This window comes from Aquabacterium sp., assembly GCF_050725395.1.
GTDB lineage: Bacteria > Pseudomonadota > Gammaproteobacteria > Burkholderiales > Burkholderiaceae_C > Aquabacterium.
In genome coordinates this window covers 1-17114 of record NZ_JBOHHL010000042.1, presented here as the reverse complement: position 1 = coordinate 17114, position 17114 = coordinate 1, and the positions used below count along the sequence as shown (strand labels likewise).

The window sequence follows — 17114 nt, the reverse complement described above, 5'->3', positions numbered from 1 at the left end:
GGGCCGTTTCAGTAGCGGTAACCCACGCCGATGAACATGGCCGATTCATCGCTGGCGTTGAGTTGGGTGCTGTCAACGATCTGGTGCCGAAGACCGAAGGTGGCCGAAGCATGGGGGGACAACCGGGTGACGATGTCGCCACGCCAGGTCACGTCGCGCGAGCGTCCGATGGGCAGCAGGTTGCCCGGCAGTCCCAGGTTGGTCGTGACGTTGCTTTGCCGCCAGCGCACGCCCGTGCCCAGCGTGGTCGATGGCGTGAGCAGCCGGGTGAACTGGAGTTCCAGGAAGCGCATCTGGTCGGCCGTCGAAGAGGCGACGCCTTGCGACACCGGGCCCGATTTGTCGACGCCCCCCGTGAGGCTCGCAGTGTTGCGTTGCCCCATCAACACGAAGCGTCCTTGCAGGGTCTGCCGCAGCGTGGGCGTGAGTGAATACAGGGCCTGCAACGGCGCCAATTGCCTTCTGGCCAGTTCGGCGCGGGCTTGGTCACCGGGGGTGGACATGGTCGGGTCTTCTGGCGTCAGGCGTTCGGCAGGGTTGAACGACCCCAGGTTGTCGGCGGTGGCCGCGTAGGTGGTGGCATCGCGCTCGGAGGTGATGCTCCAGGCGAACAGCTTGGTGCGGTGGTTCCAGTCGAGTTTCCAGCCGGTGCCGAAGAAGCGCTTTTCCACCTTGGCGTTCAAGTTGATCCGTTCGCTGGGGTGCCATGACAGCATCAGGCCCCGGATGGTCTCGGTTTCGCGTTGGCCGGCTGGGTACTTCGCGGTGCCCCGTCCCAGGATGAGCCCGGTGAACAGCTCGTCGTCGAGGGCGTAGCTGAGGCCGGTGCGGGCTGCCGTGCGCTGGTCGATGGATGCAGAGGAGACTTCTGTGTCTTCCGCCTTCCATTCGAGCCAGGTGCCGATGGGCGTGGGCAGGCGCTCCAGCCGAACCGATTGCCGGGAGAAATACTGGGTGGCGATGCCCTCCTCCGAGGCATCGATGACCGCGCGTTCCAGTTGGGCCTTCAGCCGGGTGTTGGCGTCGAACGAGTGCTGGATGAAGGGCACCAGCCGGGCCGTGGTCGAGGTATAGCTGTCGGGAAAACGGCTGGGGTCCAGGGGGTTGGTGATCTGGTGCGTTTGCACCGATGCATCGAGTCCGCCCCATTGGTCCACGAGGTTGGAGCGCAGCACCAGTTCCCCGTCGGGCAGGGACCGGTCGGGCTGGCTGTTGCGCACGTAGTGGACGTTGTCGACCCTGATCCGACCATCGATGCGCGAGCGGGCGCCTTCGTAGCTGGCGCTCAACTCAGGGGAGACGCTGATCACCAGGTCCTTGCGGGGCGCCTCGTTGGTCGGCGATGCGTTCGTGGTGGCCGTCGCCATGACGTCGATGCCAGGCTTGAGCACCAGCTTCTGGCCATGGGCTTCGAGCTGAAGCATGGACAGCGCCGCGCAGAGGAGCAGGGCGGGCTCACGGCGCATAGTAGCCATACGCGCGGTTGCCTTTCGGGCCGGTGTATTTGTTGAGCATGGACATCACCACGGGGCAGCTTTCCACGGTCGCGAAGGCTTGTTTGACCGCGTTGAGGGGGGTCTTGCCCGCCTCCACCACCATCAGCACCTGGCCGATGGACGACGCCAGCACGCGCGACTCCGTGCTGGGCAGCAGGGGCGGCGTGTCGAAGATGATGACGCGGTCGGGGTACTTGGTCGCGAGTTCTTCGAGCAAGGCGTCCATGGCCGCGCTGGCCAGGAGTTCGGTCGACCTGGAATTCGAGTGGCCGGCGGGCAGCAGGGTCAGCTTGGGGATGTTGGTCTTGAGCAGCACGTCCGACAGCTCGGTCTCGGGGTGCGTCAGCAGGTCCAGCAGGCCTCGGGGCACGGACACGCCCATGCGCTCGAGGGCCGAGGGACGGATGACGTCCGCTTCGACCAGCAGCACGGTGTGGTCCAGCTCCATGGCGATGCTCACGGCCAGGTTGATGGCGGTCTGGGTCTTGCCTTCACCGGGCAGGGCGCTGGTGACCATGATGATGTTGGCGCGCTTGGGCCGGATGGCCGTCTGTCCGCGGATGTTTTCGAGCAGCGGGCGCTTGACGATGCGGAACTCTTCTTCCAGCTGCGATCGCGGCGCACCAGGCACCAGCAGGCCGCAACGTTCCATGTGAAGCAGATTCAGGTCGATGCTTCGGGAGCGCCGTTCTTCGTCGGGCGCGTCGACCCGGCGTGATTCAGGTTCTGGCGCGGTCGCCTTCACGGTGACGACGGGCGCCGGTGCTTCCTGCGGAGGCGCAGAAGGTGGGGGCGGCGCCGCGGCGGTGGGCTGGCCGACGTCAACACCGGCGCGGCGGAGTTCTTCGAGGCGTTTGGCGGCTTGTTCGATGGTGTTCATGGTGCGTCAGGAAATCCATTGACGAGCCACGACGACCAGCCATGTCACATTCAACACAAGGAACACCGCCGCGTTCAAGGCGAACAGGCGGTTGTTCAACTGCACGGAGCTTTTCATCACGGGGCTGATCACCATGGAGACGCTGCCAAGGACAGGACGCCCCGAGATTTCCTTGAGTTGCCGGGTGTCCTGCACCGTGGGGAACACCTGCGTGATGCCGAACATGGTGGCGGCGCCAGCGGCCAGGGCCACGACGATGGTCATCATGGCGATGAGGGTGCGGCTTGGCTTGACGGGGCTGGGGTTCACGCGGGGCGGCTCGACGACCCGGAAATCAGCGACCTTGGTCGTCTGGTCGATTTTTTCACCCAGCGAGGCCGACTCGCGCCGGCTGACCAGCTGCTCGTAGTTCTTGCGCACGACTTCGTAGTCGCGGTTCAGTTGGGCCAGCTCAGCCTCGACCTGGGGCATGCGGCCCGCGGTGGCACGGATGCGTTCAAGCTGGGCATGCTGTTCGCCCATCTGGCCCCTGAGCGAGGCCACCTTGGCTTCGGCTTCGGCCAGCGCCACGCGGATGCGTTGAAAGACGGGGCTGGTCGGGGCGGCCTTCAGCCGGGTTCCGTTGGCCAGACCCCTGGCGCGACTCTCGGCCTCGGCTCGGCGTTGTTGCTCCATTTGCGCGATGGCGCGCTTGGTGTTGACCACATCTGGGTGTTCGTCGGTGTAGCGGCGGCTCAATTCGTCCAGTTGGCGCTTCTGGGCTTCCAGCCGAAGGTCCAGGTCGGAACCGGCGGATTGGGACGTGCCGCCGTTGTTCAGGTATTCGGCCGGGATGGAGGGCTCTTCGGAGGCCAGCTCGCGTTTCAAGGCATCGCGCGCCTGCTCCGCGGCGCTCAACTCGACCCGCAGGCGACCGGTTTCATCAGACAAGGAGGACATGCGCGCGAAGTAGTCCTGGTTGGACGTGCCGGTCAGACCGAAGTTGCGCAGCTTGAAGTCCTTGAGCTTGTTTTCCGCGTCGCTCAGCTTGTGTTCGTAGGCGCTGATCTGCTCGTCCAGGAACTGGCGCGCCTGCTCGGAGTCGCGTTGCTTGTCGCCCACCCCGGCGGTCATGAACAGGGCCACCAGTTCTTCGACGACGCGCTGCGCCCGCTGCGGGTTGGCGTCGCGGTAGATGATCTCGTACAGATTGGTGTTGCCGCTGGGGCTCACCTTGATGTCCTTCATCAGGCGATCGATGACCTTCTCGTGATCGCGTGCACTCAAGGCGTTCAGCCCGATCCGGGGTGACCGCATCAACTGCTCGATGTTGGGCCGGCTGATGAGCGTGCGCGCCAGCATGCGGACTTGCTGTTCCACGTCCGGCTGGAACGCCAGGCCGTTCATCAGGGGCTTGAGCACCGTTTCAGTGTCGACATAGACGCGGGCGGACGCCTCGTACCGGTCATGCATCATGAAAACGATGGAGGCACTTCCAAGGGCGATCAACCAGGCCACGGCCACGCCGAACCAGCGGCGTTGCCACATGGCGTTCAGGATTCCGGCGATTTGTCTGGTGATGTCGTCCATAGGCGGCTGGCTGTTGACGACCTCCGCCTTGAGCTGGCGGAGGCGTCAGGGGTCATCATGGTGCTGTTCAGAACCAGCTTTGAGGCACGATGATGATGTCTCCCGGCTTGATTTCGACGTTGGCCGAGATGTCACCGCGCTTGATGAGGTCCTTGAGGCGCAGGCTGTATTGCTTGCCTTGTTCAGAGCCACGGACCAGCACGGCCCCGTTGCCATCGGCGAAATCGGTCAGACCGCCAGCCTGGATCATGACGTCGAGCAGGGTCATGTTCTGCCTGAAAGCAACGGCTTGTGGACGGGTGGCCTCGCCAACGATCCGGATCTGTTCGGTCGACACGCCCTGGAAGTTGTTCACGATGACGGTGACGACCGGGTCGCGGATGAACTTCGACAGCGCCTGCTCGATCTCGCGCGACAGGTCCGCGGGTTGCCGTCCGGCCGCCTGGAGGTTCTCGACCAAGGGCAGGGAGATGCGTCCGTCGGGGCGGACGGTGATCGAGGTTGACAAATCAGGGTTGCGCCAGACCACGATGTTGAGCGTGTCCAGTGCACCGATCTTGTAGAGGTGGTCTGGTGTATTGGCCACCGCAGGGGCTGGGGGATAGCGGTTGAAGGAACCGCAGCCAGCCACCGCCAGAAGCAGCGCGCCCAACATGGAGGCGCGGAAGAATGAAGCAATTGCGGTTTGGCGAAGAACCATTGTCATACCCCGAAGAAGTCTATATTGCAAGCATAGGGCCAATTCATAGTTCACAGGCATCTTTGATGTCCGGATCGTCAATTTAGGGGGAGGTTCGCGGTTGATGTGTCATCGACGCGCCAGGGGCCCAGCGTCAAGGTCGGGCGCCCAGGAGTTGGCTGATGCCGCTTCTTAAACGCGGCCCGAAAGGCTTTTCGACGAAGCGATTCAGCAGCCATGCCAGGCCAACCATGCCCGAAAATACCAAGGCCAGCGCCACAGCCAGATTCACCTGCGCCTCATGAAGCGCGGTCAGGAAAACATAACCCATGAATTCATGGACCAAGTACAAGGGGTATGTCAGCAGCCCGGCCATTGAAATCGCGGGATGATTTCGCATGTTTATTTTCCGGAGGGCGATCATGCCGAAAATCACGAAGAAAACCGAGATCGATCCCGCGATGATTTTGGGGTCCAGGGTGCCGTTCTGGGCGGCGTCCGAATGGATGAAATGCTTGAGGGCATCGTGGATGGCCAGACCATAAGCGACCAGGAAAATGCCCGCGCGCCAAGCGTTCAATCCACGGGTTCTGACCAGGTAGGCCGAGGCACCCGCGCAGAAGAGGGGCGCCCAATTGGCCGCCAGCCAGAATTCAACAGGGAACATGGGCCTGATGGCGTTGGCCAGGGCGATCAGGAGCCAGGCGCTCAACAGCATTTCCGCCCGTTTCATCAGGCCAAAACGGATGGCCAATCCGACCATGATGTAAAACTGCAATTCGACCGCCAGCGACCAGTAGGCGCCATCGACAAAAGGCACCTTGAACCAGTGCGGGAACATCGACAGGTTGACCAACATGTCCTGCCACGAGACCTGCAAGGGTTTGGCGTCAAATGCCCAGACCACGGCCCAGGTCAATGGCACGGCCACCCAAAAAGCCGGGTAAAGCCGGGAAATTCGAGAAGCCGTGAATTTTGAAACCCTGGTGTCCTGCGCGCTCAGAAATATCACGAAGCCGCTGATGATGAAAAACAGGTGCACGCCCAGATAACCATATTGCGCGGTCTGGTCAACGGCCCCGATTTGAATGGCAGGACTCCAGCCCTCGATGGCACCTCGGTGCAAATAATGGAAAGCCACGACCATGAAACAGGCCAGGCCACGAAGCAGGTCGATCTCGTGAAATCGTTCTTTGGGCGGAGGCGGCGAGGCTTTTGGACGATGATCCATGGGCAGTGTTTTCGGTGGACGCCAGATTCTGGCATGGGTTTCCGGCGTTCAGCGGCACACGAATTTTCAGACCGTGGCGGCGCCACCGCCTGATCTCGTGCGGAACTGCCTCAAAATGTCGATTCTCTTACACGACAGCCTGACTGGGAGGTCACGGCCATGCCTGGGAACCACCGATGACGAATTTGAGGGACATGAAAGTCGCTATTTTGGGACCGGCCATCGAGCACCGGGACAGTTTGAAATCGATGCTGCAAGGCAGGGTCCGGCAGCTGGAATGGATTTCCGATTCGCATGGGTTTCTCGGCGGCCGTGCGCCCACTTGGCGTGACCGCGTGAACCGGGCGCTCGACCAATTGTCCCGCACCCGCAACCCCGAGTACCTGGCGCACCTGGTTCAACAGGTCGATGCCCTGCAGCCCGACGTCGTCATCGCGTATTGGGGGACCAATCCCTTGCCCGACGTGGCCGCCTTGCGACGCTTGCGGCCGCGCGTCAAATTGGTGCTGATGGTCTTGTGTTATCCGCAGGCCTTGACCGACGCGGGTGTTTTTCGCCAGCACTGGATGATGCGGCGGGCCGCCAAGCACCTGGATGGCCTGATGTTCCCGAACCAGGAAATGGCGGACTACTTCTCGAGCACGGTGCTGCCCGGAAAAATGCCCGCCTTCGCGGTGATCCCGCCGTGCTGGCCCGCGTCTTTTCAGTCGGACGTGCAGGCGGCCCCCGCGAGTGATCGGGCCAACCTCATCTTCATTGGGCGCACGGACTTGTCGCACCACACGGTGCATGTCGCCGACGACCTGCGGCCGTTGATGCGATCGGTGGTGGAGGCCGGGATCGAATTGCACCACCGCCAGTCCACCGAGACCGACGATGGCCACCCTTTGCGCAAACCGTTTCAGCCCATGGGCCAATCGGAGTTGATCCGCAAGGTCAGCGGCCACGATGCCTGCCTCATCGCCTACAACACGGCGGCCTGCGCCCGCGATGAGCGGTTCCGGTTCACGGTGCCGGATCGCCTGATCACCACGGTGGCCGCCGGGGTGCCCATCGCCATCCCCTCCGAAGGGTATGAAGGCTCCAAGAGCTACCTTGAAAATTACCCTGCGGTGATCGAATTCGAGTCGCCGCAGGCCTTGGCGCGGCAACTGGCCGACCGGCCGAAGATGGCCGTGCTCAGGGCTGCCGCGTGGCAGGCCCGCGAGCGTTATTGCGCGGAAGCCCAGGGCCCGCTTTTGCAGACCTTCCTCGAATCATTCGGGTAGCCGGCTGGCCCACCGCTCCAGCGTGGGCACCCACCGTCCGGTCAGGGCCGGCTTGCGGCCTGCCAGGGACGCCAGCAGGCGCGCGTCCTTGGCGCGCCACCCCTTGAACCAGACGGTGGCGATGATGAAAACCACCGCGTAGACGATGCCCGCGGCAAACTCCACCAGCACGTGTGGGTGCAGCCACACCAGCCCGCCCGCCAGCAGGGCCGCGAGCCCTGCGGACGCGCCCAGCCGGGCCAACTCACGCCAGGGCAGGCTCAGCTTCAGGAGGTTGGTGATGAACAGCGTCATCACCGACAACAAGGTGAGGCGGGTGATGGCATGGGCCATGACGGCGCCCATCAAACCGTAGCGTGGAACCAGGATCAGCGCGGCGGCGGCGCTGATGCCCACCGACAGAAGGGCCACGTATGCCCTCACGCGCTGGTTGTCGGTGGTGGAGAGCACCGCACCAAAAGCGCCTTCGGTCAGGGTCAGTCCGCCGATCAGCACCATGGCCTGGAGCACGTGGACCACCGGGGCGTATTTGGCGCCATACATCAGCCCCACCCCCAGGGCCGCCCACAGCGTGCCCAGGCCCGCGATCATCAGGCCGAGGAACATGGAATACCTCAAGGCGTCCGACAGGATGGCGTTCACCTGCTTCATCCCACCCGCGCCGTAGGCATGCGCCATGGCGGGCATCAGCAGGGTGGTCAGGCTGGATGACACGAGTTCGACCGCGCCCCGGGTGAGGTTGGTCGCGATGGCGAAATACCCGACTTCGGCCGGACCGATCAGGGAGTTCAGCAGGAAGGTCTCGATGGTCTTGTTGCTGAGCGTGGCCACGCTGACCTGAACCACGGTCCAGGCCCAATGGGATTTGACGCGCGACAGCAGTTCCTCATCGCAGGGTCCACGCCCGGGTTTGACATCCAGGCGTTTCATCATCGGCCTGATGACGACCATGTGGCCCACGCTGACCATGGCGAAGAAGATCAGGTAAGCCGACAGGGTGGCGTGCAGCAGCGCCAGCATCACGACCCCGGAGGTGTAGATCAGACTCATGACCATGGTCGACCACGCTTCGACCGAGAACAGCCCATGCCCCTTGGCCACCGACACGTCGAACAGGTACATGGTCTTGGCCATCACGCTCACGATCACCACCGCGACGAGCAAGCCGGTCTGACCTTCCCAGCCCGCTGGCTTGACCCAGGGGAACACCAGCGCGAACACCACGGCCATGCCGATGGCGGACAGCAACTGCCGGCGCCTCAGCCAGCCATGGATGTTGCTGGCGGTGTCGGGCAGGCCCTTGCCAATGCTTTCGGAGATGAAGCGGATGGCCGAAATGCCGAAGCCATTCACCCCCAGCACGACCAGCAATCCGGACAACCAGAGGAGGTAGGCGTAACGGCCATAGTCGTCCGGTCCGAGGCTGCGCGCGATCACCGCGCTGACAACCAAGCCCAAGGCCACCGTGACATAGGTGGACGTGGCCATGAGGGCTGCCGCCTTGACGGCCGCGACCCGGCTGAAGGGCTTGTTCATCGGTGATTACTTGTTGTTGTGAACGAATCGCGGTGGGGTATTCTTCGCGGGATTCGCAGGTTTTGAATTTTCATGAGCTTCGCCCTTTTCAAAGTCTATCTGTTTCTTTTGCAAACCAGGCCCTTCGACCTGTTTGCACAAAACTTGGCCAGCTTTCGGCCGATGCTCATTCTGTGGATTCTGGCATTCGTGCCGGCGGTGATCACGGCCATCAGCCGAAAAGAGTCCGGAGCTCAGTTGCGCCACTATGTGCTGCTGACCTGCTTCGTGTTGTGCATCGTCATGTCGCAGTTGCTGGGGGGCTCGGCCTCGGGGGCTTTGGCGGCGGTCAGCGAATTCAGCGCCACGGCTCTGCTGTTTGTGCTGACCAGCCTGAACGTGACCACGCTCGAACGCCTGAAATCGGCCTGCATGGTCATCCTGCTGAGCATGTTCCTGCTGTGCGTGGCTGGCATTGCCGCGTACCACTTTGGCTTCATGTCCGAGCAATTGGTGCTGCAGCAGCTCAAGGTCGAAAATGCGGTTGATTTGCCCAAGGAGCGCGAACCGATTCCCGCTCAGGATACTTCCGGCCTTTTCATGTGGCGGGTTCACGGTGTGGGGTTTTTCGACGACCCCAACGATTTTGCCCAGGCCATCGTGATGGCTTTGCCCTGGTTGCTGTGGTTCAGCCGGCCGGGGCGGTGGTTTCGTAATTTGGTGGTTTTGGGCATGCCCGCCGGCGTGATGATTTACACGATTTTCCTGACCAATTCCCGAGGCGCCTTGCTCGGGGTCGCTTCGCTGGTGTTCTTCGGGATTCGCAATATGCTGGGCACCGCCCGGACATTCATGATGATGGGGGTGCTGGGATTGGCCTCCACCATCGGCAGTTTCACCGGCGGACGCGGTTTCACCACCCAGGAAGAATCGGCCCGGCAGCGGATCGAAGCCTGGTACGAAGGCATCCTGATGCTGCGCTCGTCTCCACTGTTTGGCGTGGGTTACGGCAACTTCACCGATCGGCACTACCTGACGGCGCACAACTCCTTCGTGCTGTGTTTTTCAGAATTGGGCCTGCTGGGGTATTTTTGCTGGATTGCCATGCTGGTGCTGGCCTTCAAGGCGGCCAGCCTGGTGGCCGACCAAGCCCCCCCCGGTTCGGCCGAGCGAAAAGCCGGCGACCTGCTCCGTTCTTCCTTCGTGGGTTATGTGACCTGCGCGTGGTTTTTATCACGCACCTATCAGCCCACTTTGTACGTTTTGCTCGCGCTGTGCATCGCGGTTTTGTATTGCGCAAAGCGCAACCCCGAGGTGCTCAAAATCCCGGCATTTAACACATCGATGCCTTGGGCGAAAGCGACTTTCGGGGCGGTCATCATGAGTTTGTCGGCCGTGTATGCCTTCATACTTCTTGACAGAATTCAACAATGAAGTTCGAAATTAATGTGAGAATCGGCATGCTAAAGTTCTTCGAGCTCTGATGGCTCGCGTGTCATGAGCACCAGCCCGCTAATTTTCAACCGCATGAATTCTGTTTTCTTGATCTTCGTGGTGCTGTTGGCTACCGCATTTCTGGTGGTCTTTCGCGACATTCGCAAGAAAAACGTCTTCATCTGGCTGGGCAGCTATTTCAAACAGGACTGGCGCTCGGACGCGCCAAAAGGTGCGACCAAGCACTTGTTGTTCTGCTTTGTCGACCACTACGAACCCATGTGGCAAAAGCCCAGCTACTACGTCGAATGCGCGCGCGTGGCCCGCTGGCGGCAAGACTATCCCAAACTTTGTGAACACCACCGGGACGCGGACGGGCGGCAGCCCATTCACACCTTCTTTTTCCCCGAAGAGGAATACCGCCCGGAGCACCTGAATGCGCTGGTCGAGCTGTGCCGGATGGGCTTGGGTGAGATCGAGATCCACCTGCACCATGACAAGGACACCGAGGCCGGCCTGCGTGAAAAACTCAGTCGGTTCACCAATTTGCTGGCAAAGGACCATGGCGCGCTGCCGCGCGATCCCGCCACGGGCCAGCCGCGCTGGTCCTTCATCCATGGCAATTGGGCGCTCGACAACTCCCACCCGGATGGTTTTGGCTGCGGGGTGGCCAACGAGCTGGTGATCCTGCGGGAAGAAGGCTGCTATGCGGACTTCACCTTGCCGGCTGCGCCAGACCCCTGCCAGACCACCACGATCAATCAGATCTATTACGCGACCGGCCACCCGCACCGGTCCAAGTCCCATGACACGGGTGTGCGCGTCAAGGTGGGCGCCGCGCCCGTCGGCGACCTGATGCTCATTCAGGGCCCCTTGGGGTTCATGAGTTCCAGCCGCAAGTTCGGCATTGTTCCCCGCATCGAGAACGCCGATGTCCGCACCAGCAGCCCTCCGACGATCTCCCGGGTGGACGACTGGGTGAACACCGGCATCCACGTCGAGGGACGTCCGGAATGGGTGTTCGTCAAGGTCCACACCCACGGCACGCAGGAGCGTGACATGGACACGCTGCTGGGCGCGCCCATGGACCAGGCCTTCACCCACCTCGAGTCCCGTTACAACGACGGCACGAACTGGAAGCTGCACTACGTCAGCGCCCGCGAGATGTACAACATCGCCAAGGCGGCCGAGGCGGGGTTGACGGGTGACCCTGGCATTTACCGCGATCATGTGATCCAACGCCCTTCCTATGTGCCTGAAACCACTTGATCGTTTGAGGACATGATGTGGCTTGAGTGGGTCGCGGTAGCCAGCATCGCGCTGGTCGTTTATTCCTACCTGTTGTATCCCCTGACATTGATGGCGGTGGCCGCCGTGGCCCAGCTCAAGTCCGATGCTGGGTTTGTCTGGCGCAAAGCCGAGCGTCGTCGGCGCGCGGCCCCGGTTCAATGGCCGGCGGTGGCCATCGTGATCTCGGCCTTCAACGAAGAGCGGCACATTGGCCCCAGGATCGCCAACCTGCTGTCCCTGGATTACCCGCCCGAATTGCTCCGCTGCTACATCGGGTCCGATGGCAGCCAGGACGGCACGGGGCGCATCCTCGAAGAGTGCAGGGATTCACGCGTGCGCACCTTCGTCTTCACCGACAACCGTGGCAAGGCCAGCGTGTTGAACGACCTCGTGGGGCGGACGTCTGAATCCATCCTGATTTTTTCCGACGCCAATACCTTTTTCGACCCACAGGCGGTTCGTCGGCTGGTGGCGCATTTTCAGGATCCGTCCGTGGGCGGTGTCAGCGGCGAACTTCGGCTGAGGGGATCCGGTGGTGACAATCAGGACAGCCTGTATTGGCGGGTCGAGCAGTTGCTCAAATTCTTTGAATCTCGGATTGGTGGTTTGTTGGGCGCCAATGGGGCCATTTATGGCATTCGGCGAGCGCTCTGGCAGCCTTTGAGGCCGGACACCATTTGCGATGATTTCTGCATCGCCATGAATGTGACCTCGGCGTCAAGACTGGTCTACGAGCCCACAGCGTGGGCTGAAGAGGAAACCCCTGACAACATCGCCGATGAATATGGTCGGCGCGTTCGGATTGGCATCGGGAATTTCCAGGCGCTCTGCCGGCATCCTGAATATTTCTTGAAAAGCTCCTGGGCGACGCGATTCACCTACATCTCGCACAAGGTGCTGAGGTGGATCGCCCCACACCTCCTCCTCATTGGACTGACGGCTTCCTTTTACCTGGGGCTGGACTCTTTCGAGTGGATGCTGTTCGCGGTGCTGCAGGCCATGGCCTATGTCGGCTCAGCGTGGTTGTATGCCCTGAGCAAAAGTGGCGCCAGGTTGCCAGGCTTGGCCAAGATCATGGCCTTCCTGTTTGCCCTCAACTGGGCCTTCCTGGTGGCTTCGTGGCGCTATGCCACCCACAACTACAGCGGCGGCGCCTGGCGGCGCACGTCACGCTGACCTGGTCGTCCATTCAGCGCCTTTGAAGGGCCTGCTGGTAGAAATGGTCATAGGCATCGGCCAGGGCGGCCACCGAGGCATTCTGGCGGACCCAGTCGCGCGCCTGGGCTGACAAGCTGGCCCGCAAGGGTGCGTCACCCAAGAGCCTGTCCAGCGCGTGTTGAAGCGCCGGTGCGTCTTGCGACGGCACGAGCAGCCCGGTCTGTCCATCGTGGACGATTTCGGGATTGCCGCCCACCGCCGAGGCCACCACGGCCAGGCCCGTGGCGCAGGCTTCCAGCAAGGCGATCGACAGGCCCTCGGTTTTGGAGGGCAGGGCGAAGACGTCGAACGCGGGCAACAAATCCGCGACATCCGAGCGTTTGCCCGTGATCGTCACCTGCTGCGCGATGCCCAGGGCCTTGGTTTGGGCATGGAGCGCTTCTTCAAGCTCGCCATAGCCCACGATGACCAGTTTGAGCCGCGGGTGCCGCTGAACCAAGGCGGGCATGACCTGCAAAAGCAGGGCGTGGTTCTTCAAATCGACCAACCGGCCCACGCAGCCGATGACGAGGTCATCCGGGTTCAGGCCGAGCTTGGCCCGGGCCTGCGCCTGGCGCTGTGGCGTGCTGGTGAATCGCTCGACCGGGATGCCATTGAGCACGGTCGTCACTTTGCGGGCGGGCACCATGCCGGATTCGACGTAGCGATCGTGCACCTGCTGTCCCACCATGGCCAAGCCTTGGGTTCGGGTGACGGACCAGCGGTACATGATGCGCAGTTTGCGGTTGGCGAGCCGGGCGCCCATGTCATGGCAGGTGCCCACCAGGGCCGGCATATTCCAGGCGCCCAACAGCGCGGTGGCCGAATAGTAATTGGGGGTGAAGTTGTGCGCGTGGACAATTTGTACCCCGCGTTGCTTCGCTTCCCGTCGCAAGATTTTCAATACCTGCAGGTCAAAAGGCTTTTTCTTGTGACCCACGATCACATCGATGCCCGCCGCCCTTAATTCTTCACTGAAACCCGTGGTGTCATTGATGCTGAACACGGCCACGGCGTGGTTTCTGGCCTGTTGCTCAATGGCCAAATCGGTGACAACGCGCTCCAGTCCTCCGAATTCCAATGAATCAACGACGTGTAAAACGCTCAGCTTGCTTGGTCTGGTGGTCATATGAAGTGGAGGTTTCGCCATACCCTTTGAAAGCGGGTCGGGAAGCGAAAACCTAATTTAACGGGATGTTACACTGCTCCGGAGGAGCCAATATGATCCAAGAGAGTTTGTCGTTGTATGTCAAGCGTGTGCTATATCACCATCGGACGCAGGGCAAAGCGGTAGAAGGCGTGCACATTCGTGGCATCACCGACGCTTTGCGGGTCGAGGGTGTCAAGGTCGACATCATTTCCCTGCCTGGGGCTGATCCTTACGCATCGCCCAAGGCGATGTCTCCCAAGCACCAAGCCACCTGGCTCATGAAGCTGGTGTCCAGGTTCCCGGAACCTTTGTTTGAACTGGCGGAGCTGGCTTACAACTTGGTCGCGGGGTGGCGGTTGCTCGGTTATTTCCGTCAGCACAAAGACCTGGAATTGATTTACGAACGATATTCGCTGTTCATGTTCGTGACCGTGCTGCTGGCCCGCATGAAGCGAATCCCCATCATATTGGAAGTCAACGACTCCGCCGCGGTGGACCGTGTTCGGCCCTTGTTTTTCCTGGGGCTGGCCACGGCGATCGAGCGCTGGGTTTTCTCGAAAGCGTCGGGGCTGGTGTTCGTGTCGGGTGTTTTCCGCGACCGGGCCCTGGCCGCGCACGGTACCTTGGCGCCCACCATCATCACCCCCAATGCCGCCAATATCGACAAGTTCAGTTTCACGGTCGAGCAAAGAACCCAGGCCAGAATCCAATGGGGTCTGGAAGGGCACGTGGTTTGTGGTTACCTGGGGGCCTTTGTGCCCTGGCATGCCATCGACCAGTTCGTCTACCGCATGGCCGACCACCTGGCCAGCGCGCCGCATTTGAAGTTGCTGCTGGTGGGTGATGGCGCAACGCATCCTGAGGTCGAAGCATTCGTCCAGAAGCGCGGCCTTCAAAAGCAGGTCATCTTGACGGGGCGGGTGTCCCACGACCAGGTGCCGGGCTTGTTGGCCGCCATGGACATGGCCGTGTTGCCAAGCGCGGGCGACTACACCTCGCCCGTGAAGCTGTTCGAGTTCATGGCCTGCGGTGTGCCGCCCATCGCCCCTGATTTTTCACCCATCAGGGAAGTCCTGAAAGAAGGGCAGACGGGTTGGATGTTCCCGGCGGGAGACCTGGATTCGGCGGTGCGTGCCGTGCTGTCCCGAAGCCAGAGTTCGGATGAGTTGTCCCGGGTCGGGACGGCTGCCCGCGCCTACGTCAAGGCTGAGCGCCAGTGGCGCAACAATGTGTCGCAACTGGTGGAGTTCCACCTGGATTTGAAGAAGAAGCGGGCCGGCGCATGAAGTTGCTGAGCGACTTGCGGGCCAAGCAACTCCTGTATTCCCAGTACGGCCCGCCAGTTTCCTTGTTGAAGACGCTCCTGACCGATGGCTCCCTGGCCAATGTGCTTTTTCGTGCGCAGGAAGCGCTCTCCTTGAGTGGCTTGGCGCCGCTGGCTTTGATCCCGCACTGCCTGAACAAATGGATCAATGGCTGCGTCATCGGGGTTCATGCCAGCTTTGGACCGGGGTTCGTGCTGATCCATCCCATTGGCGTGGTGATCAATTCGAGTGTTCGCGGAGGGCGCAATGTCTGGTTGGAAAGCGGCGTGGTCATTGGTGACAACCGTGGCAAGTTCCCTGTCCTGGAAGACGACATCTTCGTGGGTTCTGGCGCCAAGATCATTGGCGGCGTGAGGATCGGTTCGAAAGCCCGTGTGGGCGCCAATGCGGTCGTTCTGCGCGATGTGCCCAGAGGCGCCACGGCCGTGGGCATCCCGGCTCGGGTACTGGGGCAGCCCTGAGCTGATTCCCGTGCAGCCATGAAAAAAGCCCACCTTGGTGGGCTTTTTTGTGTGTGGGGCGAAGAGGGCTGGATCAGCGCTCCATCGCTCCGAGGTCGGCTGCTGCGCCATTGACATTCCGCACCAAGGCTTGGAAGGTCGAGCTGATCTGGTTGCTCACCGTGTAGGTGGACACCGCGCTCAGGTTGGCCGTCGAGGCATCGATGACGGCACTGCCAGCCAGGGGGATCATCGTGGCCAGGTCGACGGGCAAGGTCGCGCCCTTGATCAGGTTGGCTTGGCCCGTCACTTGGCCGGTCACCACATGGTAGGGGTCCGAGTCAGCCCAGTTGGCATTGATCCAGTTCTTGCCGAAGTTCAGGATGCCGCCGCTTTGGCAGGCTGCGCCCTTGGAGTCGATGCAAGCAGGATCCAGATCTTGCTTGGCACGCAGGCTGGCGTACTGAACAGACGGGGCCCAGGCCAGGATGTTGTTCCAGACTTCAGCACGTTCGTCCGTGGTGGACAGCTGGAACATCTGAACCGCACCGCTGCCCGTGGCATAGACGGTGTTGTTGAAGAAGTACAGCGTGCCCTTGCGGAAGTTGGCTTCACCGCCGGCCATGTCGCCACCGTAGTGGATCAAGGTGCCAGTGTTGCCGTTCTTGATGATGACGTTGCCGTAGACGTAGGTCTTGCGGTAAGAAGGCAGGGCCTTGGCTTGCTCGGCGAAGTCGGTGGCATCGACCAAATCAAGGGCGTGTGCGCCTTCTTCGAAACGGTTGTAGCGAACCACGGTGCCGGCCGAACGATCCTTCAGCAGGTTGCCGCCGGCATTGGCCCGCAGGGGACCGAAGCGGTTGAATTCATAGACGACGTTGACGCTTTGCACGTAGGTGTTGTGCTCGCTTTCGCTGTAAGCGTTGCCATTGCCATAGATGTAGTTGCCAGCCAGACGGATGTCCTTGGTGACCGCGAAATCGCCATCGGGTGCCGACTTGGTGAAGATGCCATTCGTGCAATCGTGGATCAGGTTGTCCGCGATGGTGATGTTCTGGCCACGGTCAACCCAGATGCAAGCCCCGAACTTTTCATAGGCGCGCACGGTGCCCAGGGAGTCGGTGAACTTGTTGGAGGGGTTGGCGCCTTGCAGGTCCAGACCGTCGATCTGGATGTACTTGGGCACGTATTCCCAGGCTTGGGTCTGCAGGGGCTTCACGACGATGATCGAGCGGGTCTCGTGGAGGATGTTCCCGTAAGCCAGGCCGCGCTTGGACACAGCGTCCTTGGCGTCGATGATGGGGCGCTTGCCGTCGGCCGTCTTGACACCGCAGATGCGGATGGGGGCGGTGGCGGTGCCCACGCCGGTCAACAGGAACTTGCCCTTGTAAACCGAAGCCGTGGTCTTGGTGGTGTCGTTGAAGATGCGGACCGTGTCGCCAGCGGCCAGCGATTGCCATGGCACCAGGTCCAGCGAGGCGTATTGGCCGGCCAGCGGGCCAACTTGGTAATCCTTGCCCTTGCCGCTCGGAACGCAGGCACCGACGTTCATCAGGGTGGTGCTGGCGGTGGTGGCCGCGGCGGCGGCCTGGGCCGCTGCGGCGGCGGCAGCGGATATTTCGGGGCGCGGCTGGCCGAGG

The 17114-nt window shown here is 61.8% G+C and carries 15 protein-coding genes; 6 read left to right on the top strand and 9 right to left on the bottom strand.

The genetic code is table 11. The features are described from left to right. Positions 1 to 8: 8 nt before the first annotated feature. From ACREB4_RS18735 to ACREB4_RS18715, 5 genes are all read right to left on the bottom strand, one after another. A complete protein-coding gene (locus ACREB4_RS18735) occupies positions 9 to 1475 on the bottom strand; it encodes a TIGR03016 family PEP-CTERM system-associated outer membrane protein (protein WP_431589764.1) in 1467 nt (488 codons plus the stop codon). After that, positions 1456 to 2376 (bottom strand): XrtA-associated tyrosine autokinase, encoded by a 921-nt coding sequence (locus ACREB4_RS18730; RefSeq protein ID WP_431589763.1) that lies wholly within the window; start codon positions 2374 to 2376, stop codon positions 1456 to 1458. The genes ACREB4_RS18735 and ACREB4_RS18730 overlap by 20 nt, the downstream gene beginning before the upstream one ends. A 6-nt stretch (positions 2377 to 2382) precedes the next feature. Continuing rightward, complete coding sequence (locus tag ACREB4_RS18725) at positions 2383 to 3945, bottom strand: XrtA system polysaccharide chain length determinant (protein ID WP_431589762.1); 1563 nt, start codon at positions 3943 to 3945, stop codon at positions 2383 to 2385. Positions 3946 to 4012: 67 nt separating this feature from the next. Beyond that, a complete protein-coding gene (locus ACREB4_RS18720; RefSeq protein WP_431589761.1) occupies positions 4013 to 4600 on the bottom strand; it encodes an XrtA/PEP-CTERM system exopolysaccharide export protein in 588 nt (195 codons plus the stop codon). 178 nt (positions 4601 to 4778) lie between these two features. Beyond that, positions 4779 to 5855: an acyltransferase family protein gene (locus ACREB4_RS18715; RefSeq protein ID WP_431589760.1), complete on the bottom strand. Its 1077-nt coding sequence runs from the start codon at positions 5853 to 5855 to the stop codon at positions 4779 to 4781. Between the two features lie 194 nt (positions 5856 to 6049). On the opposite strand from ACREB4_RS18715, the gene ACREB4_RS18710 reads away from it, so the two are divergent. After that, positions 6050 to 7123 carry a hypothetical protein gene (locus ACREB4_RS18710; protein WP_431589759.1) on the top strand — a complete coding sequence of 358 codons (1074 nt, stop codon included), beginning with the start codon at positions 6050 to 6052 and terminating at the stop codon, positions 7121 to 7123. On the opposite strand, the gene ACREB4_RS18705 is transcribed toward ACREB4_RS18710, so the two are convergent. Then, positions 7112 to 8659 carry an oligosaccharide flippase family protein gene (locus tag ACREB4_RS18705; RefSeq protein WP_431589758.1) on the bottom strand — a complete coding sequence of 516 codons (1548 nt, stop codon included), beginning with the start codon at positions 8657 to 8659 and terminating at the stop codon, positions 7112 to 7114. The genes ACREB4_RS18710 and ACREB4_RS18705 overlap by 12 nt on opposite strands. Before the next feature lie 245 nt (positions 8660 to 8904). Then, complete coding sequence (locus ACREB4_RS18700; RefSeq protein WP_431589757.1) at positions 8905 to 9072, bottom strand: hypothetical protein; 168 nt, start codon at positions 9070 to 9072, stop codon at positions 8905 to 8907. On the opposite strand from ACREB4_RS18700, the gene ACREB4_RS18695 reads away from it, so the two are divergent. The 3 genes from ACREB4_RS18695 to ACREB4_RS18685 all read left to right on the top strand — a co-directional run bounded on the left by ACREB4_RS18695 (position 9071) and on the right by ACREB4_RS18685 (position 12538). Further along, positions 9071 to 10072, top strand: coding sequence for an O-antigen ligase family protein (locus ACREB4_RS18695; RefSeq protein WP_431589756.1), 1002 nt, complete (start codon positions 9071 to 9073; stop codon positions 10070 to 10072). The genes ACREB4_RS18700 and ACREB4_RS18695 overlap by 2 nt on opposite strands. A gap of 93 nt (positions 10073 to 10165) precedes the next feature. Next, positions 10166 to 11341: a hypothetical protein gene (locus tag ACREB4_RS18690; RefSeq protein WP_431589755.1), complete on the top strand. Its 1176-nt coding sequence runs from the start codon at positions 10166 to 10168 to the stop codon at positions 11339 to 11341. 12 nt (positions 11342 to 11353) lie between these two features. After that, the gene (locus ACREB4_RS18685; RefSeq protein ID WP_431589754.1) at positions 11354 to 12538 is read left to right on the top strand and encodes a glycosyltransferase family 2 protein; all 1185 of its coding nucleotides are present in this window, start codon (positions 11354 to 11356) and stop codon (positions 12536 to 12538) included. Positions 12539 to 12551: 13 nt separating this feature from the next. On the opposite strand, the gene ACREB4_RS18680 is transcribed toward ACREB4_RS18685, so the two are convergent. Next, positions 12552 to 13688, bottom strand: coding sequence for a glycosyltransferase (locus ACREB4_RS18680; protein WP_431589753.1), 1137 nt, complete (start codon positions 13686 to 13688; stop codon positions 12552 to 12554). Between the two features lie 170 nt (positions 13689 to 13858). On the opposite strand from ACREB4_RS18680, the gene ACREB4_RS18675 reads away from it, so the two are divergent. Together ACREB4_RS18675 and ACREB4_RS18670 are read left to right on the top strand one after the other, a co-directional pair. Then, on the top strand, positions 13859 to 14995 hold the full coding sequence (locus ACREB4_RS18675) for a glycosyltransferase family 4 protein (protein WP_431589752.1): 1137 nt from the start codon (positions 13859 to 13861) through the stop codon (positions 14993 to 14995). Continuing rightward, complete coding sequence (locus ACREB4_RS18670; RefSeq protein WP_431589751.1) at positions 14992 to 15495, top strand: serine acetyltransferase; 504 nt, start codon at positions 14992 to 14994, stop codon at positions 15493 to 15495. Before ACREB4_RS18675 ends, ACREB4_RS18670 begins: the two co-directional genes overlap by 4 nt. Before the next feature lie 73 nt (positions 15496 to 15568). On the opposite strand, the gene ACREB4_RS18665 is transcribed toward ACREB4_RS18670, so the two are convergent. Then, positions 15569 to 17114: hypothetical protein (locus ACREB4_RS18665; protein ID WP_431589750.1), on the bottom strand; the 1546-nt coding region annotated here is incomplete at its 5' end.